The organism is Variovorax multivorans, assembly GCF_051216835.1.
Taxonomy (GTDB): Bacteria; Pseudomonadota; Gammaproteobacteria; order Burkholderiales; family Burkholderiaceae_C; genus Variovorax.
In genome coordinates this window covers 325,241-350,517 of sequence record NZ_JBPJZL010000002.1, presented here as the reverse complement: position 1 = coordinate 350,517, position 25,277 = coordinate 325,241, and the positions used below count along the sequence as shown (strand labels likewise).

Genomic DNA, 25,277 nt, shown 5'->3' with positions numbered 1-25,277 from the left:
CGCGTCAGAGGGCGTTCAACACTGCCTGTGTCGCGGTCAGCCGGGGTTCAGTGACGGCCTCAGCAGAAAACAATCGCCGCTTTGTGCGCAATGCTCAGCCGAGCAGATTCGTACAGCAGCAGCCACGACACGTATTCCCGATACAGGCCACCGTCTTCCTCGATCAGCGCGTCGATGCGTTCCGCTTCCTCGTCCGAGAGCTTGCCGTTGTCGAGGTGGATGCCCAGGGCCGGGGCCACGAACACGAGTTCTTCGAGCAGGCGGTAGGACGAGCCGAGCATGCCGCCAGGAAGGCCGGTTTCCTTTTCTTCACCCTCCTCGTCTTCGCCGTCCTCCTCGCAGCTGTCATCTCCGTCGAACAGCACATCCTTGAAATCGACAGGAACGTAGAAGCCTTCTGCATCCGAATGGCACAGCAGGTGGCTCGCCGAGCCGTCGAGCAGGGCCTGGATCTTCGGGTCCGCCGTGGGATCGACGTCGTCCGGCAGCGGTGTTGCCACCCAGTCGGGCGCCAGCAGGCGGTGGGCGTAGGCGCGGCGCAGGTAGTGGATGAAGGAGTACGGGAAGCCGTCGATCGAAGCGCGCGAGTCGAGCTCCAGCGGCTCGCGCGGCTCCGTGTGCTGGGGAAGCCCCGCGGCGGCCAGCACGCGGTTGGCTTCGGCCAGTTCCTCCTCGAAGCCCTCGGCGCTTTCGGGATCGTCCTCGAGCAATTCGGCGAGCATGCCGACACAGACAGCCAGACCCATGATCTTTTCCTCCAGGTTGTTGGTTCGCCGCGATGGTGACGACCGCCGGTGAAGAAGCGATGACCGCTAAATTGTTACTTCGCCGCCTCCACCTTCACCCGCGCATTCGGCGCCTCGCCGAACATCTCCGGCGCATACATCGCCTCGACGCGGCTCGGGGGCAGAGCGAAGTCGCCGACGTTGTTCAGGCGCACGGTGTATTCCATCTTCACCACGCCCTTGGGCAGGTACTCGTAGTAGCTGCGGAAGGCTTCGAAGCTGCGTTCTTCGAAGGCCGCCCAGCCGGCGCCCGACTTCTTCTCGCCCTGGGTGGCGATCTGCGAGTCGCGGCCGAGGCCGCCGCCGAGGATGGTGGCACCGCCAGGAATCGGGTCGCTGATGACGACCCAGGTCATGTCGGTGCTGGCGTTCACCTCCAGCGTTACGCGCAGCACGTCGCCGCGCGTGTATTTGCCGGCGGTGGCCTGCTCGACCGGCGTGATGGTCTTCTTGATGGCGTAGCCGGCCGCGAACGGCGCCTTCAGCTGCACGGCGGCAATCGACTGCAGCGTGAGCCACGGCTTGCCGGTGCCCTGCTGCGTTACCAGCAGGGTGTCGCGCACCGGTGCGCCTGATGGCGATGCAGCCCACGGCAGGAACATCGTGTTGTTCTTCAGGTTGCCCGGCGAAGCGGGCGCGCCGAAGAAGGTGGTCTGGTTCGGTGCGCCGGCCGGGTCGCTGGTCTTCACGCGTTCGACCTGGCTCCAGTTGACCTGAGCCTTGACGGCGCCGAGCGTTGCGGCCGTGACGCCTGCCACCGGCGTGCTCTCGAACACCTTGCTGAATTTCTCCAGCGCCAGTCCGCCCCACAGGTTGGCGGTGGTGGTGTGCCATGCGCCGTTCTGCTGACGGCCGATGAAGCCGTTGGCGAGCTTGCCGATGTCGTCCTTCCAGCTCGGGTCGTCCATCACGCTGAGCAGCAGGCGGGCGGTGTTGACGTCGCCATTCGTCATCAGCCACCACCAGTAGTCGTCCTGCTCGGTGCTGAAGATCAGCTTGGTGCCCTGGTACGAGAGGCGCGCCTTCAGCACGTTGTTGGCTTCGTCCAGGCGTTGCTGGCGCTGCGGCACGTCGTTCACGCGCTTGAGGATGTTGAGCCAGTCGATCACCGCGCTGGTGGGCCACTGGTTCGGCGCGATGGTGATGCTGCCGAGCATGCTGCCCTTTGCCTTGCCGTAGCGCGAGAGCGCTTCGAGCGCGGCGAGCTTGCGCACGTCGAGGTCCTTGCGCGGGCTCCAGAACTCGCGCGTGATGCGGCCTTCGACGAAGGCGATCAGGCCCGACTCCATCGGCGCGCGCACGTCGTCTGCCAGCGCAAAGGCCGGGTTGAGCTGCGCAGCCTCGTTCGTCGCCGCGAGCAGGTACGAAGTGAGGATGTCGCTGCCGCGGTTGGCCTCGCCGTCGCGCGGCGGGAAGTAGTTGGCCAGGCCGTCGCTGTCGAGGTAGGTCGGCAACTGGGCCAGCACACCCTGCCACATCTTCGCGTCGCGCAGGCCGACCGACTTGCTGGTCTTCTGTTCGAGGCAGATGAAGGGGTAGTTCGCGAACCAGTCCCGCACGCCCGGCAGGCCTTCGGCCAGCTTGGGCTGCAGAGACAGCTTGAGGCCGCCGCGGCCGGGGAGGGCGTCGGCGGGCGGGGCCACGTCGAGCGTGAATGGTCCATCAACCTGCAACAGCGTGGCCTGCTGCACCGTGAGCGGCACCGAAGGCACGATGCGCTGGCGTACCTTGAGCGCATCTCTCGCACCTTGCGCGCCGCCGATGATGTCTTTCGCCTCGATCTCCCACAGGATGGCTTCGGCGCGCGTCTGCGCGAGCTGTGCGGGCGCGGTCACGGTCCAGGCCACTTCACGCGCCTCGCCGGCCGGGATGTCCACGGTCTGCGGCTCCAGCGTGAGCAGGGTGGCGCGCGGCGTGGCCTCGACCTTCATCGGCTTCTGCGTGGTGTTGCGCAGCGTGATCTGCGCGCGGAACTGGTCGTCCTCGCGCACCAGCGGCGGCAGGCCGCTGATGATCTGCAGATCTTGTGTGGCCTGGATGCTGGCCTGGCCGGTGCCGAACAGGCTGGTGCCTGAATCGGCCACCGCCACGATCTTGAAGGTGGTGAGCGCGTCGTTCAGCGGCACCGTCACCACGGCCTGGCCGTTGGCATCGAGCACCACCTTCGGGTTCCACACGAGCAGGGTGTCGAGCAGCTCGCGCGTCTGGCCCTTGCCGCCGCCGCCGCCCGCGGGCACGGCCTTGCGCCCGTAGTGGCGCCGGCCGACGATTTCCATCTGCGCGGTAGAGGTGCTCACGCCCCAGCTGCGGCGTTGCAGCATGGCGTTGAGCAGGTTCCAGCTGTCGTTGGGCATCAGCTCCAGCAGGGCCTGGTCGACTGCGGCCAGCGCCACTTCGGCGCCTGCCGCCGGCTTGCCGTCGGGCAGCTTGGCGCTGATGGTGACCTGCGCCTTGCTGCGGATCGGGTAGCTGGGCTTGTCGCTGGTGACGGTCACGTCGAGCTGATGGGCGCGCGTGCCGACGCGAATCTCGGCCATGCCGAGGCGGTAGGCGGGCTTGCTCAGGTCGACCATGGCGGTCGGCGCCACGTATTCCTTGCCTTCGTACCAGAAGGCCGTCCACCACTCGCGCGGCGACTTGAAGCCCCAGGTGAAGAAGCTGTACCACGGCACTTCGCGCAGGCGGCCGCGCAGGGCGAGCACGCTCACGTAGGCGTTCGGGCCCCACTCGGGCTTGACTTGCAGGGTGACGGTTGGGTCCTTGCCGTCGAGCTGCACCACGTGCGTCTCGATGATGCCTTCGCGTTCCACCGCGACCAGTGCGGTGGCAAAGCGGAAGGGGCTGCGCACCTGGAACTTGGCGACTTCGCCGGGCTGGTAGCTCTTCTTCTCGGGCAGCACGTCGATGCGGTCGTTGTCTTCGCCGCCGAACCAGAGCTCGCCCTGCTTCGTCACGTAGACGGAGCTCACGGCCTTGGCGTCGCGGCCTTCGCTGTCGGTGGCGCTGGCGATGAGTTCGACTTCGCCGGCTTCCTTCAGCTCAGACTCGCACAGCAGCAGGCCGCGCGCGTCGCTCTTGCCGCTGCAGACGGTGCCGATGTCTTTGGTTTCGGTCTTGTTGTCGTAGGTGTAGAAGCCGCCCACCATGCGCTTGCGGCTGGTGGTGGTGATGCGCGCCACGGCACGCACGTTGAGCGTCACGTTGGCCTGGGGCTTGCCCGCGAGGTCGAGTGCGAGCGCCTGGAACTTCAGCTTCTGGGCGGTGGAAACCCAGCCCTCGGTCTTGATGCCGGCGATGACGGATGCGGGCCACAACGTCTGCGTGCTGCGGATGGTCTGCACCTCGCCGTTCGGGTCGGCGTACGTGGCTTCGAGCAGCAGCTCGCGCGCGGCCTTGACCTTGGGCACCTTGTCGATCGTGACCTTGCCGCCGCCGTCCTTGTTCAGCGTGAGCGGCAGCTTGTCGGCGATCACGCGGGTGTCGTTCACGCTGTTGAGGTCTTCCTCGCCGGCGCTCGTGTCCGCGGCCGGGGTGGCGGCCTCGGTGCCGTCGCCCGGCGTAGCGCGCGGCGGGTTGAAGCTGAAGGCGTCGTAGTCGGAGAAGCTCAGGGCCTTGCCGCGCACCATGGCCGACACGCGCACCGGCAGGTTGGCTGCGCCGCCACCGGCCACGTAGTTGATCTGCACGTCGGTCGGCACGCTGGTGGCTGCTACCAGCGGCTTCTTCTCGGTGGGCGTGATGCGGCCTTCGAGCACGGGCAGGCGGAATTCCTCGACGCGGAACATGCCGGTGCTGAAGCTGCGGGCGTAGTCCTCGTCGCCGTCGGACTCGCCTTCTCCGTTGGCGTCCTTGCCTTTGCCGGTGCGCAGCATCACCTCGTACACGCCGAGCTTGGCCGCGGGCGGAATGGGGAATGTGTTCTCCGCGCTCAGGCCGCCGGTGGCGGTCTTGCGCCAGTTCAGCGGCTGCGTGAAGCGCTGGCCGCTGCCCGTGTGGGTAATGACGAGGGTGTCGGGCCGGTTCTCCGGCAGGCCGAAGCCCTTGTTGGTCTGGGTGCGGATCAGGCTCTTCATCGACACCGTTTCGCCGGCGCGCAGCAGCGTGCGGTCGAAGATGGTGTGGGCGATGCGGTCGGGCTCGGCCTGCATGTTGGTCGGCACGTTGAAGCGCCAGGGCTCGATGCCGCGCTGCCAGTCGCTCCAGGTGAAGGCGAGGTCTTCCACGCCCTTGTCGTCCTTGGCGCGGGCGCTGACGAACCAGGCGCCCGTTTCGTATTCGTTCGGGCCGTTGCACGACGGCGGCTGCGGCGACACGCCATTCAGCATGACGATGCCGTTCGCGTCGGTGGTGCCGCTGGCCACGGCCTTGCCGTCGCAGCCGGACACGCGCACTTCGGCGCCGGCCACGACCTTGCCCTTGTCGAGCGTGGTCACCCAGGCCATCGAGTTCTCGCGGCCCAGCTTGAAGTGCACGGCCAGGTTGGTGGCCAGCGCGGTGGTGCGCACGTACATCGTGCGGCCGGCGTTGTAGCGCTCGTCGAGCAGCGCCTCGCCGAGTTTCTGCGAGGCGATTTCAAGCACGTGGAAGCCGGGAGTCAGCGGAATGCCGATGACTTCGAAGGGGCGCGGATCGCCCGCGTCCGACTTGGGCATGTCGAGCGCCTTCACGCCCTGCTGGCCCGCCAGCAGCGACAGCATGCGGGTCTGCAGCGTGGTGCGGTCGTCCTTGTCGATGACCGGGGGCAGCGGGCCCTTCACGTCCTTGCGGGCTTGCTCGCGCGAGATGGTGAAGCTGTCGTAGCGGCGCACCTTGCGGAACCACCCGATGATTTCCGCGTCGGTCTTCGGGTTCATGTCGCTCACCTTGCCGGGCGTGAGGGCGTTCACCAACAGCTTCGGCTCCACGCGGCGCACGGTGACCGGCATCATGGCCGGGGTGTCGGGCTCGGCCAGTCGCTCGACCACGCCGAAGGGCGAGGCGGCGAACTTTGCGAGCGGCGGCATCATGCCGGTCGCCACCTTCAGCGGGAAGGTGCCGGGCGAGGCCAGCGGTCGGCCCGAGGCGTCTTCGAACTTCGAGGGCAGCTCGATGCTGTACTGCGTGCTCTCGGCCAGCGGCGGCTCGAAGCTCACGCCGTTGACCACGTCATCGTCGCTCTGCGCGCCGCCCTCGTTCTCGAGCTTGGCCTTGATGGTCTTGTCGCCCTTGAGCTGGATCTGCGCGGCTAGCTTGCGCGTGACCGGTGCATTGAACGTCAGCTGCATCGGGCGCAGCGGCAGGCAGGCAGCCTGCGCGTTCTCTCGCTCGCAGGTAAACGAGACGGCGAAGGGCTCGCGCACCTGGAAGTCGAGGCGGCGCTCCACGTTGTTGGGCACACCGGAAGGCGTGGCCACGCCCTTGCCGTAGACGACCTGCACCTTGGCGCCGGGCGTCAGCGTGCGGTTGCACTGCATCGTGACGAAGCGCAGCGGGTCTTTCTCGGCCGCCTTGTCGCGGCCGAAGGCCTTGAGGAGGCCTGCGCGCTGTTCGCCGTCGAGCAGCTTGACGGGAATGCGCTCGCCCACGCCGTCGGCCGCGCACCAGATGTTCTGGCGCACGCTGTCGAGCGTGGCCGCGCCGTTGAGCTCGAGCATGAACATCTGCTGTTCGTCGATGCGGCTGTAGCTGCCCGGCATGTAGTTGCGCACGAAGGGGCCGCCGGTGTTGAACTGGTAGCGCTCGGGGCCGGTCAGCTCGCCGCTGGCGGGCTTGAAGGTGGGAATGCGGGTGACCGTGCAGCGCACGCCGGGCGGCAGGTCGTTCTCGAAGTCGTAGACCCAGGCCTTGGCGTCGGTCCAGCGGCCGGTGCCCTTGGCGGCCTGCGCGTCGGTGCAGCTCACCGTGAGCGGGGCGGGGGCCTTGGGGTCACCGAAGTTGACGGCGGCCTGGTCGAACTTGGCGACGACCTGGCGTACGCGCGCGACCTCGCCCTGGGGCGTGAGGCTGGTGATCTGGAGGGCAAAGCCCGGGCCGGCCATGAGGACGCCACCGGCCAGGAGCAATGTTGGAAGGAAACGGTTCACTTTTTTGTATCTCCACCTTGAGGCAGCGCGCAGCGTAGCCGATTTGCGCGACGCTTCGGCAGTGCCAACAGTCATAGGCCGTCGGCGCTGTTCGGAGGCGCGCTCACGCCGACGGTGTCATTCGTATGCGCTCCGAAACGTCTTTACACCGGCCTTCTTACAATCAGCCGCTGTCGTGCGTGCGCCGCGCGGACCGCCACCAAGACCTCGCCGCCGACCGATGAAACGCTACTGGGAAATAGACGCCTTGCGCGGGCTGATGCTCGTGCTGATGACCGTCACCCACCTTCCCACCCGGCTGACCGATCCGTTGGGCCAGCCCTTTGGCTTCGTTTCTGCCGCCGAGGGCTTTGTGCTGTTGTCGGCCTTCGTGGCCGGGCTGGTGTACAGCCGCATCGGCTACCTGCGCGGGGTCGATTCGATGCGCCAGGCCTTCTGGCGGCGCGTGCTCAAGGTTTACCTGTGCCAGGCGGCGATCTTGCTGTTCCTGTTCACGGTGATCGCGGCGGTGGGGCTGCACATCGACCAGCCGGCCGTGAAGAACCTGGTGTCGTACTACCTGGCGGAGCCGCGAGAGGGCTTTCTGTTCGGGCTGCTGCTCATCTACGAGCCGGCGCTGCTCGATATCCTGCCGATGTACATCTTTTTCATGCTTTTGAGTCCGTGGGTGCTGGCCTTCGCCATGCGCCACGGTTGGACCTGGGTGATGGTGGCGAGCGCGACCGTGTGGGCGGCGGCGCAGTTCGGGCTCAGCGAATGGGTCTACGGGCTGGCTGAGCGCTACCTGGGCGTGCCGGTGCCGTTCCACGAGATGGGCGCGTTCAACACCTATGCCTGGCAGTTTTTGTGGTTCGCGGGGCTGTGCATCGGCGCCACCCGCAACGGGCCGGAAGCCCGGCCGCTGCGTTTTCCGGCGTGGCTGCTGGTGCTGGCGGCGGGCATCGCGCTGTACGGCGTCTACTGGCGCCACACCGGCATCAACGGGCAGGCGCCGTTCGGTGGCGACGTGGAGCTGAACCTGTTGTTCGACAAATGGCAGCTCGGGCCGCTGCGGCTGGTGAACCTGGTGGCGCTGGGCATCCTGGCGGTGCGCTTCGGGCCGTGGCTGATGCGCCGGATTCCGCGGCTACGCTGGCTGGAGGCGATGGGCTCGGCCTCGCTGCCGGTGTTCTGTGCGCACCTGGTGGCGGTGCTGCTGGTGCTGGCTTTCTACGGCGACAGCCAGACGGCACGGCCGTGGTGGGGCGACGGCCTGCTGCTGCTGGCGGTGTTCTCGGGGATGTATTTCGTGGCGCGTTTCACGCGCGGGGCGGACGTTCCGCCGCCGGCGGACGACGTGCCGTCGGAGCCCGCGCCGGCCTGAGCGCCCAGGTTCAGGGCAGGCTGGCCGTCGGCGGCGCGGGCGGAACGGGCAGATGCGGCGCGATCACCGAATGCCAGAGGCGATAGCCCTCGTCCGTCATGTGCAGCCTGTCGCCACGGAACAGCTCCATGCGCGGGCGTCCATCCGCACCGAGCATCGGCGTGTAGATGTCGATGAACTCGCTGTTGGGCAGCAGGTTCAGGTAGGCCGAGATCACGTGGTTGGTCTCGCGGATCTGCGGCATCAGCTGCTCGCGCGAGGGGCTGGGCTTGACCGAGATGAAGCTGATGCGCGCATCCGGCAGCTCGGCGCGCACCGCGTTGGCAAAGCGCGCGAAGCTGTCGAGCACCTGCAGCGGCGTGCGGCCCTCGGCCAGGTCGTTGTCGCCGGCATAGACCATCACCTGCCGCGGCTTGTAGCGCACCACCAAGTCGCGCGCGAACAGGCTGCAGTCTTGCAGCGTCGAGCCGCCGAAGCCGCGGTTGATCACGCCGCCGGGCACGCGCGCGAAGTCTTGTGAGAGGCGCGTCCACATGCGCACCGTGGAACTGCCGACGAACACCACGCCGCCGGGCGCCGGAAAGCGCTCCTGGTCGGCGCGCGCGAAGGCCGCGAGCTCGTTGTGCCAGCGGTCCTTGGCGGCCAGGTAGTCGCGGGCGGTCGCGGCCTCGGCGGCGGCCGTCTCGGATTCCTGGGGGAAGAAGCTGGACTGGGCGTGCGCTGTGAGCGCTGCGGCGAGCAGGGCGATCGCGGCCAGCGCGGTTTTCATCGAATGCATCGGAAGAACGGAAGAAGGGCGGGGAGCGAGCGGTAGGCGGATTTTCCATCACGACGCCCCAGGGGCCGTGATCGTTGACAGCCGAGTCTCGCCTAGATGGTTTTCTCGATGAGCGCGCCCTTGAACAGGACCGGTCCTTTCGGCCCGCTACCCGGCGGGACGCCGCCCTTGGCTTCGAGCGTGATGGCCAGCGCAGGCACGGCATGCACATCGGACTCCGATGCCGCGAGGCGCAGGCCCGGGGCGTTGTCGAGCACACCCAGCGATCGCGGCGCGCCGCCCGGCGGCAGGGCCCAGAGCTGCAGCGACTTGTCGTTGCCTTCATTGAAGCCGCCCACGCGCTGAAGCACCAGCTGCTTCTTCTTGGGGTCGAAGGTCACGAGCATCGAGGCTGCGTCCTTGTCGTCGCTCAGCACGGCCACGTACTGCACCGCCGGGGCGTTGTGCAGCTGGTCGCGCAGGTTCAGGCCGACCGCCACGGCCAGCACCGTGGCCAGCGCGCCGGCGGCGGTGGCGCCGCGCCACAGCGCGAGGCTGCGCAGCCAGCCGCCTTGCTGCGGCTTGCTGTCTGCCCTGGCATTGGCGGCATCGCGTTGCCGTCCGATGGCGAGCGCGGACTGCTCGGCGTCGATCATGTTGCGGATGCGGGTCCACACGGCCGGGTCGGGCACGACCGAGGGCTGCAGTTCGGTCATGCCCGCGAGCCGGCCTTGCCAGACCAGCGCAGCCGCGCGCACCGGCGCCTGTTCACGGGCCAGGGCTTCGAAACGACGGCGGGCACCGCCGCGCAGGGTGCCGAGCGCATGGCTCGCGGCCAGCAGTTCGAGCAGTTCGGGGTGAGCGATAAGGTTCATTGGGAGGCTGCCTTGTTCGTCGTCATCGCTCTCACGCAAAGCGCCCCATGCAGACGCGCAGCTTTTCCAGCCCGCGCCGGATCCACGTCTTGACCGTGCCTAGCGGCAGCTTGAGCTGTTCGGCCAGCTCGCCGTGGCTCATGTCGCGCAGGTAGGCCAGGCTGACCACCTCGCGCTGGCGGCTCTCGAGCTGGCTCAGGCACTGGTGCAGAGCCCAGGCCTGCTCGCTCGCATCGGCGGTGTCGGCCGGGTTGGGCGCGTCCGATTCGAGCTGGTCGGCCATGAGCTCGTCGAATTCCTGGGTCAGCTGGGCGCGGTCGGCGGTGCGGCGGCGCAGCAGGTCGAGCGCCCGGCTGCGCACGATCAGCCCGAGCCATGCGAGCGGCGGGCTGAGCGAGGCGCGATAGTCGCCGGCGACTCGCCAGACAGTCAGGAAGGCCTCCTGGAGCACGTCCTCGGCCCATTCGCGCTGCCGCACGACGCGCATCGCCAGGCCCATCAGTCTGGGCGAGGTGCGGTCGTACAGCTGGCGCAGGGCGGCTTCGTCGCGATGGCCGATCCGGTCGATCAGCGCCATCAGTTCGGCGTCGGGGCTGGGAGCTGGCATCCGCGGATTGTGGGGCATCGATGCACATGCCAGATATACGGGGCGCCCGGGTGGCCGGATTCATGCCGCAGGCCCGATTTGAGGCCGGATGCAGTCTTTAGGAAACATTCGGCAACGTATACTGCCCGCAAAATTCAGAGGGACGCGCACACGCGCGAGCGGGGAAATGAAGCAAATTGCGATTGCGATCGTGCTCTGCGTGGGCGCGTGGTATTTCTTTATTGGCGGTCGCAAGCTCGACGAGCCGATGGTGCGCGACTACTACCAGAAGGAAGCGCGCGCCATTGCCGCCCGCGACGCCGACAAGCTGTGCAAGCAGCTCAGCCGCAAGGCCGTCATCGACAGCAAGACGACCATGATGGGCCGCACGGAGGAGACCTCGCACAACCGCGACGAAGCCTGCGAGGCGCAGCACAAGACTTTCGAGATCCTGCGCCGCGTCGGCGACCAGATGGGCGGCATCCTCACCCTCGACTACGACTACCACATCGATTCCGTCGAAGTGGCGCCCAACCGCAAGAGCGCCATCGTCAAGGGCACTAGCGTGTTGCAGATGGGCGAGTCGGTCATTCAGCTCAAGACCAGCTTCACGCAGCGCCTGGAGAGCGAACTGGGCCAGATGCGCCTGGTGCATGCCGAGGAGGCCACCGTGGTGCGCCTGGGCGGCCGCGGCGCCATGAGCCAGAGCGATTTCTTCCGCAAGTAAGCGGATCCATAAAAAAATCAGGGAGTCGTTGCCATGATCGTCATCAAGGATGCGGCGCCGCCGCCACCGCCGTTCTGGCACCGCCTGAACAGCTTCTTCGCTTTCCCGTTCCAGATGCGGCCGCTGGCCTACGGGCTGCTGCTGTCGTTCTGCAGCCTGTTCTTCGACGCGATCTTCTTCCTGCCCGACGCGCTGGCGCTCTTCGTCATCGAGGTCGGCATCATGCTGGCGGCCAGCCGCTACGGCTTCAAGATCATTGCGCTGGGCGCGCGCGGCATCCGCGATTCGGCCGACTTCGGCCGCGAGTCCAGCGACGACTGGACCTACCTGCCGTGGAAGCTGTTCGCGATCACGCTGGTGCAGGCCTTCCTGATCGGCTGGCTCGCCTGGTACGCGCCGATCCTGGGTACGGTGGGGCTGTTCGTCATGTCCTTCACCTTCCCGGCGGCGGTGATCGTGCTGGTGCAGTCGGCCAGCTTCTTCCAGGCGATGAACCCCGGCCACGTGATGGACGCGATGCGCATCATCGGCTGGCCGTATGCGCTGCTGTGCTTCTTCCTGTTCCTGCTGAGCACGGGCGCGCAGGTGGCGCTGTCGATGCTGCTGCCGATGTTCGACGGGCGCATTGCGCTGCCGGTCGTCAACTTCGCCTTCATCTACTTCGGCTGGGTCATGGCGAGCCTGCTGGGCTACGTGATGTTCCAGCACCACGACGCATTCGGCTTCGACGCCGTGCCGGGCAGCGAGCTGGGTGACGGCGCCACGGTCGATCGCCGCACGCCCGAGCAGATCGCCGCGCAGCGCATGGACGCAGAGGTGGCGCAGCTGATCACCGAGGGCGACCTCGCGGCCGCGCTGGGCTCGGCCTACGAGGCCCAGCGCACGGCCGCGTCCGACGACCTCGCGGCGCAGCGCCGCTACCACCGCGTGCTGGCGCTGATGCCCGACAAGAAGGACACGATGCTCGACCAGGCGCGGCGCTTCATCCCGCTGCTGATGCGGCGCGACCTGGCCTCGGAGGCGCTCAAGGTCTTCAAGGCCTGCAAGGAAAAGGACAAGGCCTTCGCGCTCGACGATGCCGCCATGGTGATCGCGATGGCGCGCGCCGAATGGCGCAACGGCGACGCGCACGCCACGCTGGCGCTGCTGTCGGGCTTCGACAAGCGCTTTCGCGGCAACGAGGCGATCCCGCAGGCCTATGAGCTGGCAGCGCGCGCGCTGGTGCAGGGCCTGGGCCGGGCCGACATGGCGCAGCCCATCCTCACCACGATGGAGTCGCGCTACCCCGACAGCGAGCAGACGCAGGAAGTGCGCTGGCTGCTGCGGCCGACCCCGGCGGCCTAGCGCGGTACTACGAGGCGCGGCGCCACGGCGGCGCCCTCGATGCCGTGCCGCCTCAACGCTTCGGCCACGAAGCCTGACGCCTTCATCTCCTCGACGAAATCGCTGAGCCAGGCCTGCGCGGCGACCCGGCCCTTCGGCACGCCCATGGCCTGCTCGATCACCATGAAGCGGCCCGGCAGCAGGCGCACGCCACCCACTCGCGCGGCATCCGCTTCAAGCTGCTGCTTTACCCCGGCGGCCACGTCGAGGTTCTGGGCCAGGAACTGGTTCGTGACCTCGGGCGAGGTCGGTGCGCGCACCAGCGTGGCGGCCTTCAGTTCGCGCGTGAGGAACAGGTCGTAGGCGCTGCCGCGGCCCACCACGACGCGGGTTCCCGCGCGGTCGACATCGGCGTTGCGCTGCAGCGGCGAGCCGTTGCGGACTAGGTAGGCGCCTTCGATGATCACGTAGGGCGCGGTGTATTCCATGTCCGCCGCGCGCACCGGGTCGATGGCGACAAAGGCCATGTCGACCTGCCGCGCCTTGACGGCCTCGACCACGTTGCCGGCCGAGTTGAACTGCACCAGCTCGACGGCCAGGCCGAGGCGGCGCGCCGCCTCTCGCGCGAGGTCCACCGAGACGCCGCTCGGCACGCCACCCGCGCCGCGGCTGGCGAGGATCGGGTTGCCGAAGTTGATGGCGGCGCGCAGCTTGCCGGTGGCGCCGAGCTCCGCCGCCGCGGCTGCCTGCGAGCTGGCCTTGGTGCCGGCGCAGCCCGTCAGCAGGAGTCCGCCCGCGGCGCAGAAGGCGCGGCGGTCGATGGCGTGGGAGAGCACGGGCTGTTTCATGCGTGTCTCCTTGCTTGTCAGGCGCGCTGCAGGGCGCGCGTCACCATGTCGTTCGGCGCCAGCCGCAGCAGGTGCGGCAACAGGCCCAATGCCTTTTCGCGTTCGCCGGCATGCAGCAGTCCGTTGGCGCACACGGAGAGTGTGTCGGCCAGCTGCGGATGGTCGGGCGCGGTCTTCAGCAGGATGCGGCACAGCATGTCGGCATCGCCGAACTCGCGGATGCGGGCGAAGCGGCGCGCGAGCCGGGCCATGTCGTCGGGCTTCAGGCGCAAACCCGGCTTGGCCTGGTCGAGGTAGGTCTTGTAGCTGGTGTGCTGCAAAGCGATCGTCTCGGGGTCGGTGCCAGGCAGGCGGAAGATGCGGCGCGCGGCTTGATGAAAGTCGTCGCTCGCGGGCTGCAGCCGCGCGGTGTTGAACCAGGCGCGCAGCGTGTCGGCGTCGTTGGGGCGCAGGGCGGCGGCGGCGCGCCACTCGGCGCAGGCGGGCTCGAACTTCATCGCGGCGGCCAGCCGGCGTGCGGCGGCCACGTGCGCATCGAAGTGATCGTCGTCGTTCGTCATTTCCGACTTGACGGTTTCGGGCGTCTTCACGCGGCCCAGCAGCATGGCGCCGGTCATCAGCGCGGCGCCGGTCAGCAGGCCGCCCAGGTGGGCCATGTAGGCGATGCCCTGGCCGCCCAGCCAGTGCTGCATCAGCTCGTTGACGATCCAGGCCGGCAGCAGCAGCAAGGCCGGCGCTGTGACGTAGTTGAAATAGAAGAACAGCTGGTAGAAGAAGCGGATGCGCCGCAGCCGGTACATCACCGCGTACATGCCCATCAGCGCCGAGATGGCGCCCGAGGCGCCGAGCCCGTAGCCTTCCTTCCCGGCATAGGCCCAGCCGGCCAGCGCCGAGGCGCCGACGGCGCCCAGCAGGTAGAACGTCAGGTAGGTGCCGCGGCCCAGTGCCAGCTCCACCGAGAAGCCGAACAGGAAGAGGAACAGCATGTTGCCCAGCAGGTGGCCGGTGCTGCCGTGCAGGAAGGCGGCGGTGATCCAGGTCCAGGGCTTGAACTCGGCATCCTTGTTGTAGTCCTGCGACCAGCGCTCGGTGAAGGGCGCCGGCAGCATCGCCTCGTACTGCTGGCGGTCGCGCTTCCATTCGCCGTACTGCGGGTTCGTGGGCTTGATGACCTCGTCGGCCCGCAGCTTCGCCAGGAACTTCTTGTCGTTCTGCAGGCCTTCCAGCAGCTGCGGATAGGCCTCTTCATGCGGCAGCATGCGCCGTGCGAGCTTGCCGCGCTTTGGGTCGGTTTTTTCCAGCCATTCGACGAAGGGCGGCAGCTCCAGTTCGGGCAGCACGCTCTTCGTGTAGTAGTTGGCGGCACGCTCGCGCGTGTTCTCTTCACTGCGCTGCGGCCCCCAGAACACGAGCATGTTCAGGAGGATCAGCAGCACCGTCATCCACGGTGGGTTGCGCCAGCTCGGTTTGTTCTCGAGCGGGATGGCGTAGAACACGGTGCGGCCGCCGGTGCGATCAGCCGAGGCGGGCGCGGTGGCGCGCCACTTGCGCCTTCACCTGCGCCGGGGCGGTGCCGCCCAGGATGTTGCGTGCGTTCAGCGAGCCGCGCAGGCTCAGCACGTCGTACACGTCCTTCTCGATGCCCGGGTTGAACTGCTGCAGCACGGCCAGCGGCAGCTCGGCCAGGTCGACCTTGTGCGAGGTGGCGGCCTTGACGGCATGCGCCACCGTTTCGTGCGCGTCGCGGAAGGGCAGGCCCTTCTTCACCAGGTAGTCGGCCAGGTCGGTGGCGGTGGCGTAGCCGCGCAGCGCAGCCATTTCCATGGCTTCGGGCTTCACGGTGATGCCGCCGATCATCTCGGCAAAGATGCGCAGGGTGTCCTTGAGCGTGTCGACGGTGTCGAACAGCGGCTCCTTGTCTTCCTGGTTGTCCTTGTTGTAGGCCAGCGGCTGGCCCTTCATGAGGGTGATGAGCGCCATCAGGTGGCCGACCACGCGGCCGGTCTTGCCGCGCGCCAGTTCGGGCACGTCGGGGTTCTTCTTCTGCGGCATGATCGACGAGCCCGTGGTGAAGCGGTCGGCGATCTGGATGAAGCTGAAGTTCTGACTCATCCACAGGATGAGTTCTTCGCTCATGCGGCTGATGTGCACCATGCACAGGCTGGCGGCAGCGGTGAATTCGATGGCGAAGTCGCGGTCGCTCACGGCGTCCAGGCTGTTTTGGCAAACGCCGTCCATGCCCAGCGTCTTGGCGACCAGTTCGCGGTCGAGCGGGTAGCTGGTGCCGGCCAGCGCGGCGGCGCCCAGCGGCAGGCGGTTGACGCGCCTGCGCACCTCGCCCATACGTTCCGCATCGCGGCTGAACATCTCGACATACGCCAGCATGTGGTGGCCGAAGCTCACCGGCTGCGCCACCTGCAGGTGGGTGAAGCCCGGCAGGATCACGTCGACGTTCTTCTCGGCGATGTCCACCAGTGCCTTCTGCAACTCGACCAGCAGGTCGCCGATGAGGTCGATTTCGCCGCGCAGCCACAGGCGTACGTCGGTGGCGACCTGGTCGTTGCGGCTGCGGCCGGTGTGCAGGCGCTTGCCGGCGTCGCCGACCAGCTGGGTCAGGCGGGCCTCGATGTTCAGGTGCACGTCTTCGAGGTCGAGCTTCCACTCGAAGGCGCCGGATTCGATTTCGGCGCGAATCTGCGCCATCCCGCGTTCAATGGCGGCGTGGTCCTGCACGCCGATGATCCCCTGTGCGGCGAGCATGCCGGCATGGGCCAGGGAGCCCTGGATGTCGGCCTGCCACAGGCGCTTGTCGAAGAAGACGCTGGAGGTGTAGCGCTTCACCAGGTCGCTCATCGGTTCGGAGAAAAGGGCCGACCAGGCTTCGGATTTCTTGTCGAATTGGTTTTGGGTCATGGGAGCCGTCCAGGAGGCAATAATGGGTTGGTCACCCGATGGATCTGATGTCTGCGATGCGCAACCCGGCGATTTTATCGGCCAGCTCTACCCCCACGCCCCCGTCATCGTCGGAAAGGGTGCGCATGCCCCTGCGCGGCGACCCATCTATCTTCGACGCCTGCCAGATCGGGGTGGTGCTGCGCACCGTGGTGTTCGTCGAGGCGGTGGTGGCCATCGCCACCCTGTTCGTGGCCTCCACGCCCGGCGAATGGCTGGTGCAGACGGCCACGGTCACGGGCGGGGCCCTGCCAGCCACCCTGATGTGGCTGGTGAGTGCCTGCGGGCTCAAGAAGCCGCTGCGGCGCCTGCCGAAGCAGGGGCAGTACGCGGCCGGGGCCGTGCTCGGTGCGGTGTCGGCGCTATATGGCTGCGGCCTGCTGCGGCTGACGGGTGTGCTTGCCAGCGCGCCGTGGCTGGCCAGTGCGCTGACCGGCGCCCTGTTCGCGGGGCTGGTGATGGCCGCGATGGTGCTGCGCGCCCGTGGCCAGACGCCGGCGGCGACCACCGCCCGGCTGGAAGAACTGCAGTCGCGCATCCGCCCCCACTTTTTGTTCAACACGCTCAACAGCGCCATCGCGCTGGTGCGCGAGGAGCCGGCCAAGGCCGAGACCATGCTCGAAGACCTGGCCGAGCTGTTCCGCCAGGCGCTGGCCGACCCGGGCGAATCGTGCACGCTGGCCGACGAGATCGCGCTGGCCGAGCGCTACCTGGCCATCGAGCAGGTGCGCTTCGGCGACCGCCTGCGCATTCGCTGGGACCTGGACGCCGCCGCCAGCAACGCGCGCCTGCCGCCCCTGCTGCTTCAACCATTGGTCGAGAACGCCATCAAGCACGGCGTGGAGCCCAGCCCCGAGGGCGCCAGGCTGCGCATTCGCACCGAGCGGCGCGGTTCCATGGTGGTGATCGAGGTGGTCAACAGCCTGCCGCCGCTGCGCTGGGCCGACGAGCCGCTGCCGCGCGGCCACGGCATTGCGCTGGCCAACGTGCGCGACCGCCTGCGGCTGCTGCACGACATGCAGATGCAGTTCAGCGCCGGCATGGACCAGAAAAGCTACCGGGTGCGCATAGCGATCCCCGCCGAATCATGACCCTCAAGACACTCATCGTTGACGACGAAGCCCTGGCGCGCTCGCGCCTTCGCACGCTGCTGCGCGACTGCACATCGCCCGCCGCCGAGGTGGTGGCCGAGGCCTCGCAGGGCGCCGAGGCGCTGCAGCACCTGACCACGATGGCGCTCGACCTGGTGCTGCTCGACGTGCACATGCCCGGCGTCGACGGCATCGAGGTGGCGCGCGCGTTGCGCAGCCGCTCCGATGCGCCGGCCGTGGTGTTCGTGACCGCGCATGCGACCCACGCGGTGACGGCCTTCGACCTCGATGCGGTCGACTACCTCACCAAGCCCGTGCGCGCCGAGCGGCTGCAGCAGGCGCTGCAGAAGGCAGAGCGCTTCCTGAAGGAGCGTCGCGCGCTGCAGGCCGAGGCCGTGCCCGAGACGGTGCTGATCCAGGACCGAGGCCGCGCCGAGCGTGTGCCGCTGTCTGAAGTGCTCTATCTCAAGTCCGAATACAAGTACCTCACCGTGCGCACCGCCACGCGCAGCCACATCCTCGACGGCTCGCTCAACGAGTTCGAGGAGCGCTATCCGAACCGCTTCCTGCGCGTGCACCGCAATGCGCTGGTGGCGCGCTCGGCGATTCGCGCGCTGGAGAAATACGACGACGGCGAGGACGCCGAAGGCTGGGCCTTGCGGCTGGACGCCATTCCCGAGCCCGTGGCCGTGTCGCGCCGTCAGCTTGCCGCAGTGCGCGAAGTGCTCAAGGAAGCGCGATGAGCGACGACAAGCCCGCGGCTGCCGAGGCGCCACCGCCGCCGGAACTGAAGCCGGAGCCGGCCACCGAGCCACCGCAGGCCGCAGCGGTCGAGCCCGCACCTGCGCCCGAGGCGCAAGAGCCCGAACCGGTGACCGAGCCTGAACCGGAGCCAGAGCCGCCCGCACCCGCACGCGACCGCCTGCTGCTGCACATGCCCGTCGACGTGCGTAGCGCCTCGCTGGTGGTGCTCGCCGTGCTGGCCAGCGTGTTCGCGCTGCAGTGGGGCCAGGCCGTGTTCATTCCGCTGATGCTGAGCCTGCTGCTGACCTACGCGCTGTCGCCGCTGGTGGACCTGCTCCATCGCTGGAAGCTGCCGCGCTGGATCGGCGCGGCGCTGATTCTCGTGGGGCTGTTCGGTGGGCTGGGCTGGACCGGCTATTCGCTCTCGGGCAGCGCCTCGCAGCTGCTCGATTCGCTGCCGGTGGCCGCGCAGAAGCTCGGCCAGGCCATGCGCCGCGACAAGGGCGCCAGCGCCACGCCGCTCGAAAGCGTGCAGCAGGCCGCCGCGCAGCTCGAAAAAGCCGCCGAAGAAAACTCCGCCCGCGTCGCCGCGCGCAAGGGCGTGGCGCGCGTGGTCATCGAACGGCCGGGCTTCAATGTGCGCGACTACCTGCTGAGCGGCACCGTCGGGCTGTTGAGCGCGATGGGGCAGCTCACGCTGGTGGCTTTCCTCACCTACTTCGCGCTGTGCTCGGGCGACACCTTCCGCCGCAAGCTCATCAAGATCACCGGGTCGAGCCTGCAGAAGAAGAAGGTCACCGTGCACGTCCTGGACGACATCACCCGCAACATCGAGCGCTACCTGCTGGTGCAGATACTGGTGAGCGGGGTGGTGGGCGTGGCGACCGGGCTGGCGTTCTGGGCCCTCGGCGTGGAGAACGCGGCGGTGTGGGGAATCATCGCGGCCGTGACCAACCTCATTCCCTACATCGGCTCGGTGATCGTGCTGGCGGCCGCGGGGCTGGTGGCCTTCCTGCAGTTCAACAGCCTGCAGATGGGGATCGTGGTGGGCGGCGTGTCGCTGGCGATTCACACGATCATCGGCAACCTGCTGATGCCCTGGCTCACCAGCCGCACCAGCCGCATGAACCCGGTGGCAGTGTTCGTGGGCGTGATCTTCTGGGGCTGGCTCTGGGGCATCTGGGGCCTGCTGCTGGGCATTCCGATCACGATGGTGATCAAGTCGATCTGCGATCGGGTGGAAGACCTGCAGCCGATTGGAGAGCTGCTGGGGGAGTAGGCCTGGCCCAGCAAGGCCTTCAACTCGCCCGCCGCAGCGGTGAGGATCTCCCGCGAAAGAGCCTCGTCGTTGACCGCGCGCGACAGCGACACTGCACCCACCAGCGAAGACAGCGCCGAGAATCGGGCGACCGGCTGCAGCTGTGGCTGCTTTTCCCGTTCATCAGCGAGAGCCTGCTTTAGACGGCAGCTTCTTTACGAAGGTAAGGTCCGGGTCCAGCGGCTTTCCGTCGCGCGTGCGCAGGTCGATCTTCGGCACCGGCTTGCCGCTGTCGCGCTCGAGCAGCACCGAATGCCGCTCGCCCTTGGCGTACAGGTGCGCCTCGCCCCAATGCCGCAGGCCCACCACCACGGGGAAGAGGCCCTTGCCCTTGGCCGTCAGCACGTACTCCTGGTAGAGCGAGCCGTCGGAGGCGGGCACCAGGTCGAGCACGCCTTCCTGCACCAGGTTTTTCAGCCGGTCCGACAGGATGTTCTTCGCAACACCCAGGCTCTGCTGGAACTCGCCGAAGCGCTTCATGCCGTCGAACGCATCGCGGATGACGAGCAGCGACCACTGGTCGCCGACGATCTCGAGCGCGCGTGCCATCGGGCATGCGTCGGTTTTGAGGCTTCTTCTTCGGGCCATGGCTTTCTTCCTGCGTTGGGCGCGAGTTTAGACCGCAATGGCCGTTCGGTTGCAGAGTAAAACCGCAATGACTAGGATCAGCCTGAAGGAATCCCCACATGCCCTATCTCCAACTCGACGTGAACGGCCGCCATCCCGTGGCCGACAAGAAACGCCTTGCAAGAAAACTCAGCGAAACCTATGCGCAGATGATGAGCGTCGACATCCGCCGCATCAGCATCGCGATCCGCGAAGTGGGCGAGGGCGGCGTGTGGCGCATGGTGGACGGCGAGCCCGCCGAGGTGTCGGTGCTCATGTGCGACATCCGGCGCGGCCGTTCGGCCGAACTGCGGCTCGAAGTGGCCAAGGCGTTGTGCCGCGACTGCATCGAGATCCTGGGCCTGCGCGAAGACCGGCTCAATGTCGAGTTCACCCAGCATTCGGGCGACGAGATGTACCACCCGACGCTCGGCGGCTACAGCCCCGAGTGGTCGGAAGGCGAAGAAGCTCAGTGAGCAGCAGCCGCGTGCGCACGGTGCAGCCGTGAGAAGCGCGCGATCATCAACGGCCCCAGCAGCGCGCCCAGCCCGACCGAACTCCACGCTGCCACCCAGCCGTGCGTGCTGCCCAGGCCGAAGCGCGTCTGCCCCCAGTCCAGCGCGAGGCCGAACACCCACGGGCTGAGCGCACCCGCGCCGAAGCCCATCACCGAACGCACCGAGTACGCCACGCCCAGCCGGTGCGGCGCCACCACGTCGGCCAGCGCGGTCGAGTAGACCGAAGAATCCGCAATGGCGAGCAGGTTGTAAATGGCGGCGGCTGCTGCCAGCAGCCACAGCGGCCAGCTCCACATCCAGCCGAAGGCGAAGGACATGCACAGGCTCGCGACGGTGGCGATCATCATCACCCGCGCGCGGCCGAGCCGGTCGGAAGCCGCGCCGCCCGCGATGCTGCCGAACACGCTGACGAGGTGCGCCAGCGCGGCAAGCGCGATGCCCGCGCCTTGCCACGACGTCGTCGTGCCCGACGACGCCACCAGATAGGCCGGCAGCCACGCCCACAGCGCCATGAGCTCCCAGCAATGGAAGGCGTAGGCCCAGTTGCCCGCCATCGCGGGCTTGTCGCGCACCGTGGCGGCCAGCGCGTGCCAGGTGCCTTCGCGGACCGCGCCGGGCACGGGCACCAAAGGCGGCCGCATGCGGCGCAGCGCCTGCAGCGTCAGCAATGCGCCCGCCACGGTGCAGCCCGCCGCGACCAGCAGCCCCAGCCGCCAGTGCTGCAGATGGCTGAATGCCGCCACCACCGCGAGCGAGAGCGCATAGCCCATCGACGACGAACCGATGAAGAGGCCCATCGCACGTCCGCGCACGGCGGGCTCGGCGTTGCGCGCCAGCAGCTGCAGGCCCGGCGTGTACGAGGCCCCCGCGCACAGCCCGGCCAGGCCGTAGAGCAGCATCGCCGAGAGATGGTCGCGCGCGAAGACGGCGAAGGCCAGTGCCGCCATCGCGCTGATGGCGCTGCCGGCGAAGAAGATGCGGTGCGGCCCGTAGCGGTCGGCCAGCAGGCCCACGGCGAACAGCGAGCTCATGTAGCCCACGTGCCAGGCGCTCTGGATCGAGCCGGCCTGCGCGGCCGTCATGTGCCAGTCGGCCATCATGAAAGGGAGCACGCCGGAATAGGCCGTGACGATCATCGCCTGCAGCAGCCGGCTCGTGCACAGCAGCGCCAGCCAGCCGCGCTGCGGGGCGGGCTCAGCGCAATGCACGTTGCAGGAGCACGGTGTCGACCCACTGCCCGAACTTGAAGCCGATGTCGCGCAGCACGCCGACCTGCTCGAAGCCCAGGCTTTCGTGCAGCCGCAGCGAGCCCGTGTTGGCGCTGTTGCCCACGCACGCCACCATCTGCGTGAAGCCGCCGTCGGTGCAGCGCCGGATCACTTCGCGCAGCAGTGCCTTGCCGATGCCATGGCCGTGCATGCCTTGCGCGACGTAGATCGAGTCTTCCACCGTGTGGCGGTAAGCGGAACGGGCACGGTAGGCGGTGGCGTAGGCATAGCCGACCACCTGGCCGTCCTTCAGTGCGACAAGGTAGGGAAGGCCGCGCTGGAGCACATCGGTGCGGCGCGCCTGCATCTGCTCGACGGTGGGCACTTCTTCCTCGAAGGAGCACAGGTCGTGCAGCACGTAGTGGCTGTAGATGGCCTGCACCGCGGCCATGTGGTGCGGCTCGGCGTCGAGGATTTCAACGGTAGCGGAAGTGAGGCATGGAGATGACATGGCCCGATCTTGACGATCCACACTTGATAAGTGAAGCTTCGCTGACCTATGCGAGGCATAAGAAATACTTTGGACAAATCACTGAACCTCGACCAGCTCAAGTCCTTCGGGCTGGTGATCGAAACGGGCAGCTTCTCGGCGGCGGCCGACCGGCTCGGCATCTCGCAGCCGGCTGTGAGCCTGCAGATTCGCCAGCTGGAGCGCCACCTGGCGGTGCGCCTCGTCGAGCGGGTCGGCAAGCGCGCGAAGGCCACGCCCGCGGGCATGGAGCTGCTGCGCCACGCGCAACACATCGAGACCGCGGTGGAGAACGCCGTCGATGCATTGGCCGACCACGCCAGCGGCATCGCGGGCCGCGTGCGGCTTGGCACCGGCGCGACGGCCTGCCTGCATTTCCTGCCGGCCGTGCTGCGTGGCCTGCGTGAACAGTTTCCGGAGCTGGGCGTAGTGGTCAGCACCGGCAACACCGAAGACCAGGCGCGCAAGGTGGAAGAGAACAGCCTCGACCTTGCGCTGGTCACGTTGCCGGCGGCTGGTCGTCCATTGACGGTGATTCCGGTGCTCGACGACGAGTTCGTCGCCATCGGCCGGGCGGACCTCGCACCGCTGAAGGCGAGGGTGGCACCGGCCGATCTGGGCGCGCTGCCGCTGGTGCTGTTCGAGCCCGCCGCCAACACGCGCAAGCTGGTCGACCGCTGGTTCGCCGCCGGTGGCCTGCAGCCGCAGCCAGTGATGGAGCTGGGCAGCGTCGAGGCGATGAAAGAGATGGTGGCCGCGGGGCTGGGCTATGCCATCGTGCCCGGCATGTCGATGGTGGGGCGCGGCGCCCACCCGGAGCTGAAGACCAGCCGCCTGAATCCCCGCATGCACCGCACGCTGGCCGTGGTGATCCGGCGGGACAAGCCCGTCAACAAGGCCTTGCGCGTGGTGCTCGATGCGATCGTGGCGGCCGGAAAGAAGCCCGGCCGCCGCTGATCGGTCTTCAGTGCCGTGTTATTCCGGAACCGCAGTCAGCGATGCACCGCCGCGTGCCCGGCCCAGCGTGCCGACGATCAGCGCCGCAATCAGCACCAGCACACCGCTGAGCACCATCGCGCTGGAGATGCCGAAGCTGTCGACCGTCACGCCACCGATCAGCGCGCCGGAGGCAATTGCCACCTGGAAGCCGCTCACCAGCAGGGCCTGGCCGGCTTCGGGTGCGTCGGGCACCGCTTCCATCATCCAGCCCGTGAGCGCCACCGGGATCAGGCCGAAGGCCACGCCCCAGATCACGACCACCACCGCGCCGGGCACGAAGCCGGAACCGATCACCGTCGTCAGCAGCAGGGCGGTGGCGAGCATCAGCGCCGCCAGCAGGGTGGTGCCGCGCACGCTGCGCGCCACCAGGCTGCCGCCGACGAAGGTGCCGACGAAGCCCACCGCGCCGTAGACCAGCAGCAGCGTCGAAACCGAGTTGGGCGCCAGACCGAACACCTGTTGCAGCAGCGGCTTCAGGTAGGTGTAGGCCGCGAAGTGGCCGGCGATGAAGAACAGCACCGCGAGCAGGCCGACCTGCGCCATGCGGCGCGTGAGCGGCGTCAGCAGGTCGCGTGCGCCGATGGCGCGCACCGGCGGAATCGCGGGCAGCAGCCACAGCTGCACCAGCAGCACGACGGCCGCCAGCGCACCGGTCACGGCGAACGAGGCGCGCCAGCCGAACAGCGTGCCGAGGAACGAGCCTGCCGGCACCCCGAGCACCGTGGCGGCCGACACACCGGCCAGTACCAGCGACATGGCGCGTGCCTGCGATGCATGTGGCACCAGCTGCGTGGCAGCGGCGGGCGCAAAGGTCCAGAAGCCGCCCACGCACAGGCCGAGCAGCAGGCGCGCCACCAGCATCGTGCCGAAGTTGGGCGCGAAGGCGGCGAGCAGGTTCGAGGCAATCAGCAGCGTGGTGAGCGCGATCAGCACGGTGCGGCGGTCGAGCTTGCCCGACGCCACGATCAACGCCGGGCCGGCGAAGGCGGCCAGCACGCCGGGCATGGTGACCATCAGGCCGGCCGTGCCGTCGGACACGTTGAGCCCGCGCGCAATGTCGGTCAGCAGGCCGATGGGCATGAACTCGGTCGAGACCATCGCGAAGGTGCCGACGGCGATAGAGCTGACGGCGAGCCATGCGGAGCGGGACGCAGGAGCCGGTGCGGAGACCGGCGCCGATGCAGCGAGGTCGTCGATGCACGGGTTGCTGCTTGGGGAATTCATCATGGGAAGCGGTCCTTGGAAGCATCGGCGACGCGTGGGCCAATGCTGGTGAAGAGGCTTTGGAGTGTGCGAGCCGTCGCCTCCGCGACAAAGACACCGGGGAGCAGTAGTCAGTTTCCCTGGGGCGAACAATCGACCCTTTTGATGGCTGTAGCCATCCGCGTATCCGTATTTGCTGGCTTTGCTGGCACGGTCCGCAGCTACAGCACCCGGCCGTCGGCGATGAACGAGTCGCCGATCAGTACACGAAAGGCCGCACCCTGCGCAAACTTCGGTTGCGCCACGGCCGGTGAGAGGAATTCGACCTCCAGCGCCGCAGGCTTGCCGCGCTCCAGCGCATCGCCCGGTGGAACGACCCAGCGCGCCGAGAAGCCTTCCTTGTCGATCACCAGCGCGCAGCGGTATTCACCCGGCGCAATCGGCACGTCCTGCGAGGGCAGCGCGGGTTTGCGGAAGATGAGCTCTACGCGTGCATGCGGCGTGAAGGTACCGGCCGTGTCGAAGCTCGGCGACGCGACTGCCGGTGCGCGCGGCGCACGGCGCGGGCGCTTGCTGATGAGCCATGCAATCACGTTGCCGATGATCGGCACCCACAGCACCATCAGCAGCGTGGCGATGTCGCGTGTGGTGGTGCCGGGTGTCGCGTAATGCTGGACGACGGCGCCACCGACGGCCACGCACAGCAGGACGATGACGATGACCTTGCGGCGGAACTGGATCTTGGTGGTGCTCATGTTCTGGGTAGCGCCGCTTCGGGAAACG

The 25,277-nt window shown here is 68.0% G+C and carries 21 protein-coding genes; 8 read left to right on the top strand and 13 right to left on the bottom strand.

The genetic code is table 11. From position 1 onward, the window contains the following. Positions 1–59: 59 nt before the first annotated feature. Both ACSFCA_RS05185 and ACSFCA_RS05180 read right to left on the bottom strand, forming a co-directional pair. Positions 60–746, bottom strand: coding sequence for a hypothetical protein (locus ACSFCA_RS05185; protein WP_435458840.1), 687 nt, complete (start codon positions 744–746; stop codon positions 60–62). 74 nt (positions 747–820) lie between these two features. After that, positions 821–6,802 (bottom strand): alpha-2-macroglobulin family protein, encoded by a 5,982-nt coding sequence (locus ACSFCA_RS05180; RefSeq protein WP_435459055.1) that lies wholly within the window; start codon positions 6,800–6,802, stop codon positions 821–823. Between the two features lie 265 nt (positions 6,803–7,067). On the opposite strand from ACSFCA_RS05180, the gene opgC reads away from it, so the two are divergent. After that, complete coding sequence (gene opgC / locus ACSFCA_RS05175; RefSeq protein WP_093049285.1) at positions 7,068–8,210, top strand: OpgC domain-containing protein; 1,143 nt, start codon at positions 7,068–7,070, stop codon at positions 8,208–8,210. A gap of 10 nt (positions 8,211–8,220) precedes the next feature. Here the strand turns inward: opgC and ACSFCA_RS05170 are convergent, their stop codons facing one another. The 3 genes from ACSFCA_RS05170 to ACSFCA_RS05160 all read right to left on the bottom strand — a co-directional run bounded on the left by ACSFCA_RS05170 (position 8,221) and on the right by ACSFCA_RS05160 (position 10,449). Beyond that, positions 8,221–8,979 (bottom strand): SGNH/GDSL hydrolase family protein, encoded by a 759-nt coding sequence (locus tag ACSFCA_RS05170; RefSeq protein WP_258355344.1) that lies wholly within the window; start codon positions 8,977–8,979, stop codon positions 8,221–8,223. A gap of 101 nt (positions 8,980–9,080) precedes the next feature. Then, positions 9,081–9,842: an anti-sigma factor gene (locus tag ACSFCA_RS05165; protein ID WP_435458839.1), complete on the bottom strand. Its 762-nt coding sequence runs from the start codon at positions 9,840–9,842 to the stop codon at positions 9,081–9,083. Between the two features lie 31 nt (positions 9,843–9,873). Next, positions 9,874–10,449, bottom strand: coding sequence for an RNA polymerase sigma factor (locus ACSFCA_RS05160; protein ID WP_375338407.1), 576 nt, complete (start codon positions 10,447–10,449; stop codon positions 9,874–9,876). Between the two features lie 166 nt (positions 10,450–10,615). Here ACSFCA_RS05160 and ACSFCA_RS05155 point away from each other — a divergent pair, with 166 nt between their 5' ends. Continuing rightward, a complete protein-coding gene (locus ACSFCA_RS05155; protein ID WP_093049294.1) occupies positions 10,616–11,155 on the top strand; it encodes a hypothetical protein in 540 nt (179 codons plus the stop codon). A gap of 33 nt (positions 11,156–11,188) precedes the next feature. Next, positions 11,189–12,499: a hypothetical protein gene (locus tag ACSFCA_RS05150; RefSeq protein WP_258350742.1), complete on the top strand. Its 1,311-nt coding sequence runs from the start codon at positions 11,189–11,191 to the stop codon at positions 12,497–12,499. On the opposite strand, the gene ACSFCA_RS05145 is transcribed toward ACSFCA_RS05150, so the two are convergent. From ACSFCA_RS05145 to argH, 3 genes are read right to left on the bottom strand one after another with little or no spacing between them, the layout of a single operon-like run. After that, positions 12,496–13,326 carry an ABC transporter substrate-binding protein gene (locus tag ACSFCA_RS05145; RefSeq protein WP_435458838.1) on the bottom strand — a complete coding sequence of 277 codons (831 nt, stop codon included), beginning with the start codon at positions 13,324–13,326 and terminating at the stop codon, positions 12,496–12,498. The two genes, ACSFCA_RS05150 and ACSFCA_RS05145, sit on opposite strands and share 4 nt — an antisense overlap. Positions 13,327–13,343: 17 nt before the next feature. Next, positions 13,344–14,822 carry a rhomboid family intramembrane serine protease gene (locus tag ACSFCA_RS05140; protein ID WP_258350740.1) on the bottom strand — a complete coding sequence of 493 codons (1,479 nt, stop codon included), beginning with the start codon at positions 14,820–14,822 and terminating at the stop codon, positions 13,344–13,346. A 19-nt stretch (positions 14,823–14,841) separates the two neighbouring features. Then, positions 14,842–16,239, bottom strand: a complete 1,398-nt coding sequence (gene argH / locus ACSFCA_RS05135; RefSeq protein WP_093049331.1) for an argininosuccinate lyase — start codon at positions 16,237–16,239, stop codon at positions 14,842–14,844. Between the two features lie 56 nt (positions 16,240–16,295). Between argH and ACSFCA_RS05130 the strand changes: the two genes are divergently transcribed. The 3 genes from ACSFCA_RS05130 to ACSFCA_RS05120 are packed head-to-tail and all read left to right on the top strand — an operon-like array spanning position 16,296 to position 19,392. Beyond that, positions 16,296–17,369 carry a sensor histidine kinase gene (locus ACSFCA_RS05130; protein ID WP_375338485.1) on the top strand — a complete coding sequence of 358 codons (1,074 nt, stop codon included), beginning with the start codon at positions 16,296–16,298 and terminating at the stop codon, positions 17,367–17,369. Beyond that, positions 17,366–18,112, top strand: coding sequence for a LytR/AlgR family response regulator transcription factor (locus ACSFCA_RS05125; RefSeq protein ID WP_093049334.1), 747 nt, complete (start codon positions 17,366–17,368; stop codon positions 18,110–18,112). Before ACSFCA_RS05130 ends, ACSFCA_RS05125 begins: the two co-directional genes overlap by 4 nt. After that, positions 18,109–19,392, top strand: a complete 1,284-nt coding sequence (locus ACSFCA_RS05120; RefSeq protein ID WP_258350737.1) for an AI-2E family transporter — start codon at positions 18,109–18,111, stop codon at positions 19,390–19,392. The genes ACSFCA_RS05125 and ACSFCA_RS05120 overlap by 4 nt, the downstream gene beginning before the upstream one ends. 162 nt (positions 19,393–19,554) lie before the next feature. Here ACSFCA_RS05120 and ACSFCA_RS05115 read toward each other — a convergent pair whose 3' ends face one another. Further along, a complete protein-coding gene (locus ACSFCA_RS05115) occupies positions 19,555–20,019 on the bottom strand; it encodes a winged helix-turn-helix transcriptional regulator (protein WP_258350736.1) in 465 nt (154 codons plus the stop codon). 98 nt (positions 20,020–20,117) lie between these two features. Here ACSFCA_RS05115 and ACSFCA_RS05110 point away from each other — a divergent pair, with 98 nt between their 5' ends. Continuing rightward, a complete protein-coding gene (locus ACSFCA_RS05110) occupies positions 20,118–20,513 on the top strand; it encodes a tautomerase family protein (RefSeq protein ID WP_435458837.1) in 396 nt (131 codons plus the stop codon). Here the strand turns inward: ACSFCA_RS05110 and ACSFCA_RS05105 are convergent. Continuing rightward, positions 20,507–21,763: an MFS transporter gene (locus tag ACSFCA_RS05105; RefSeq protein ID WP_435458836.1), complete on the bottom strand. Its 1,257-nt coding sequence runs from the start codon at positions 21,761–21,763 to the stop codon at positions 20,507–20,509. The two genes, ACSFCA_RS05110 and ACSFCA_RS05105, sit on opposite strands and share 7 nt — an antisense overlap. Continuing rightward, on the bottom strand, positions 21,750–22,274 hold the full coding sequence (locus ACSFCA_RS05100; RefSeq protein ID WP_258350733.1) for a GNAT family N-acetyltransferase: 525 nt from the start codon (positions 22,272–22,274) through the stop codon (positions 21,750–21,752). The genes ACSFCA_RS05105 and ACSFCA_RS05100 overlap by 14 nt, the downstream gene beginning before the upstream one ends. 48 nt (positions 22,275–22,322) lie before the next feature. On the opposite strand from ACSFCA_RS05100, the gene ACSFCA_RS05095 reads away from it, so the two are divergent. Then, positions 22,323–23,249 carry a LysR family transcriptional regulator gene (locus tag ACSFCA_RS05095; RefSeq protein ID WP_435458835.1) on the top strand — a complete coding sequence of 309 codons (927 nt, stop codon included), beginning with the start codon at positions 22,323–22,325 and terminating at the stop codon, positions 23,247–23,249. An 18-nt stretch (positions 23,250–23,267) separates the two neighbouring features. Here the strand turns inward: ACSFCA_RS05095 and ACSFCA_RS05090 are convergent, their stop codons facing one another. After that, complete coding sequence (locus ACSFCA_RS05090; RefSeq protein ID WP_435458834.1) at positions 23,268–24,518, bottom strand: MFS transporter; 1,251 nt, start codon at positions 24,516–24,518, stop codon at positions 23,268–23,270. A 197-nt stretch (positions 24,519–24,715) separates the two neighbouring features. Next, a complete protein-coding gene (locus tag ACSFCA_RS05085) occupies positions 24,716–25,249 on the bottom strand; it encodes a hypothetical protein (RefSeq protein ID WP_435458833.1) in 534 nt (177 codons plus the stop codon). Positions 25,250–25,277: the final 28 nt, after the last annotated feature.

What these genes read in the sequence shown, in the direction of transcription:
- ACSFCA_RS05185 (WP_435458840.1), bottom strand. Translation starts at nt 746, where the DNA reads ATGGGTCTGGCTGTCTGTGTCGGCATGCTCGCCGAATTGCTCGAGGAC.
- ACSFCA_RS05180 (WP_435459055.1), bottom strand. Translation starts at nt 6,802, where the DNA reads ATGGCCGGCCCGGGCTTTGCCCTCCAGATCACCAGCCTCACGCCCCAG.
- opgC (WP_093049285.1), top strand. Translation starts at nt 7,068, where the DNA reads ATGAAACGCTACTGGGAAATAGACGCCTTGCGCGGGCTGATGCTCGTG.
- ACSFCA_RS05170 (WP_258355344.1), bottom strand. Translation starts at nt 8,979, where the DNA reads ATGAAAACCGCGCTGGCCGCGATCGCCCTGCTCGCCGCAGCGCTCACA.
- ACSFCA_RS05165 (WP_435458839.1), bottom strand. Translation starts at nt 9,842, where the DNA reads ATGAACCTTATCGCTCACCCCGAACTGCTCGAACTGCTGGCCGCGAGC.
- ACSFCA_RS05160 (WP_375338407.1), bottom strand. Translation starts at nt 10,449, where the DNA reads ATGCCAGCTCCCAGCCCCGACGCCGAACTGATGGCGCTGATCGACCGG.
- ACSFCA_RS05155 (WP_093049294.1), top strand. Translation starts at nt 10,616, where the DNA reads ATGAAGCAAATTGCGATTGCGATCGTGCTCTGCGTGGGCGCGTGGTAT.
- ACSFCA_RS05150 (WP_258350742.1), top strand. Translation starts at nt 11,189, where the DNA reads ATGATCGTCATCAAGGATGCGGCGCCGCCGCCACCGCCGTTCTGGCAC.
- ACSFCA_RS05145 (WP_435458838.1), bottom strand. Translation starts at nt 13,326, where the DNA reads ATGAAACAGCCCGTGCTCTCCCACGCCATCGACCGCCGCGCCTTCTGC.
- argH (WP_093049331.1), bottom strand. Translation starts at nt 16,239, where the DNA reads ATGACCCAAAACCAATTCGACAAGAAATCCGAAGCCTGGTCGGCCCTT.
- ACSFCA_RS05130 (WP_375338485.1), top strand. Translation starts at nt 16,296, where the DNA reads ATGCGCAACCCGGCGATTTTATCGGCCAGCTCTACCCCCACGCCCCCG.
- ACSFCA_RS05125 (WP_093049334.1), top strand. Translation starts at nt 17,366, where the DNA reads ATGACCCTCAAGACACTCATCGTTGACGACGAAGCCCTGGCGCGCTCG.
- ACSFCA_RS05120 (WP_258350737.1), top strand. Translation starts at nt 18,109, where the DNA reads ATGAGCGACGACAAGCCCGCGGCTGCCGAGGCGCCACCGCCGCCGGAA.
- ACSFCA_RS05115 (WP_258350736.1), bottom strand. Translation starts at nt 20,019, where the DNA reads ATGGCCCGAAGAAGAAGCCTCAAAACCGACGCATGCCCGATGGCACGC.
- ACSFCA_RS05110 (WP_435458837.1), top strand. Translation starts at nt 20,118, where the DNA reads ATGCCCTATCTCCAACTCGACGTGAACGGCCGCCATCCCGTGGCCGAC.
- ACSFCA_RS05100 (WP_258350733.1), bottom strand. Translation starts at nt 22,274, where the DNA reads ATGTCATCTCCATGCCTCACTTCCGCTACCGTTGAAATCCTCGACGCC.
- ACSFCA_RS05095 (WP_435458835.1), top strand. Translation starts at nt 22,323, where the DNA reads ATGCGAGGCATAAGAAATACTTTGGACAAATCACTGAACCTCGACCAG.
- ACSFCA_RS05090 (WP_435458834.1), bottom strand. Translation starts at nt 24,518, where the DNA reads ATGATGAATTCCCCAAGCAGCAACCCGTGCATCGACGACCTCGCTGCA.
- ACSFCA_RS05085 (WP_435458833.1), bottom strand. Translation starts at nt 25,249, where the DNA reads ATGAGCACCACCAAGATCCAGTTCCGCCGCAAGGTCATCGTCATCGTC.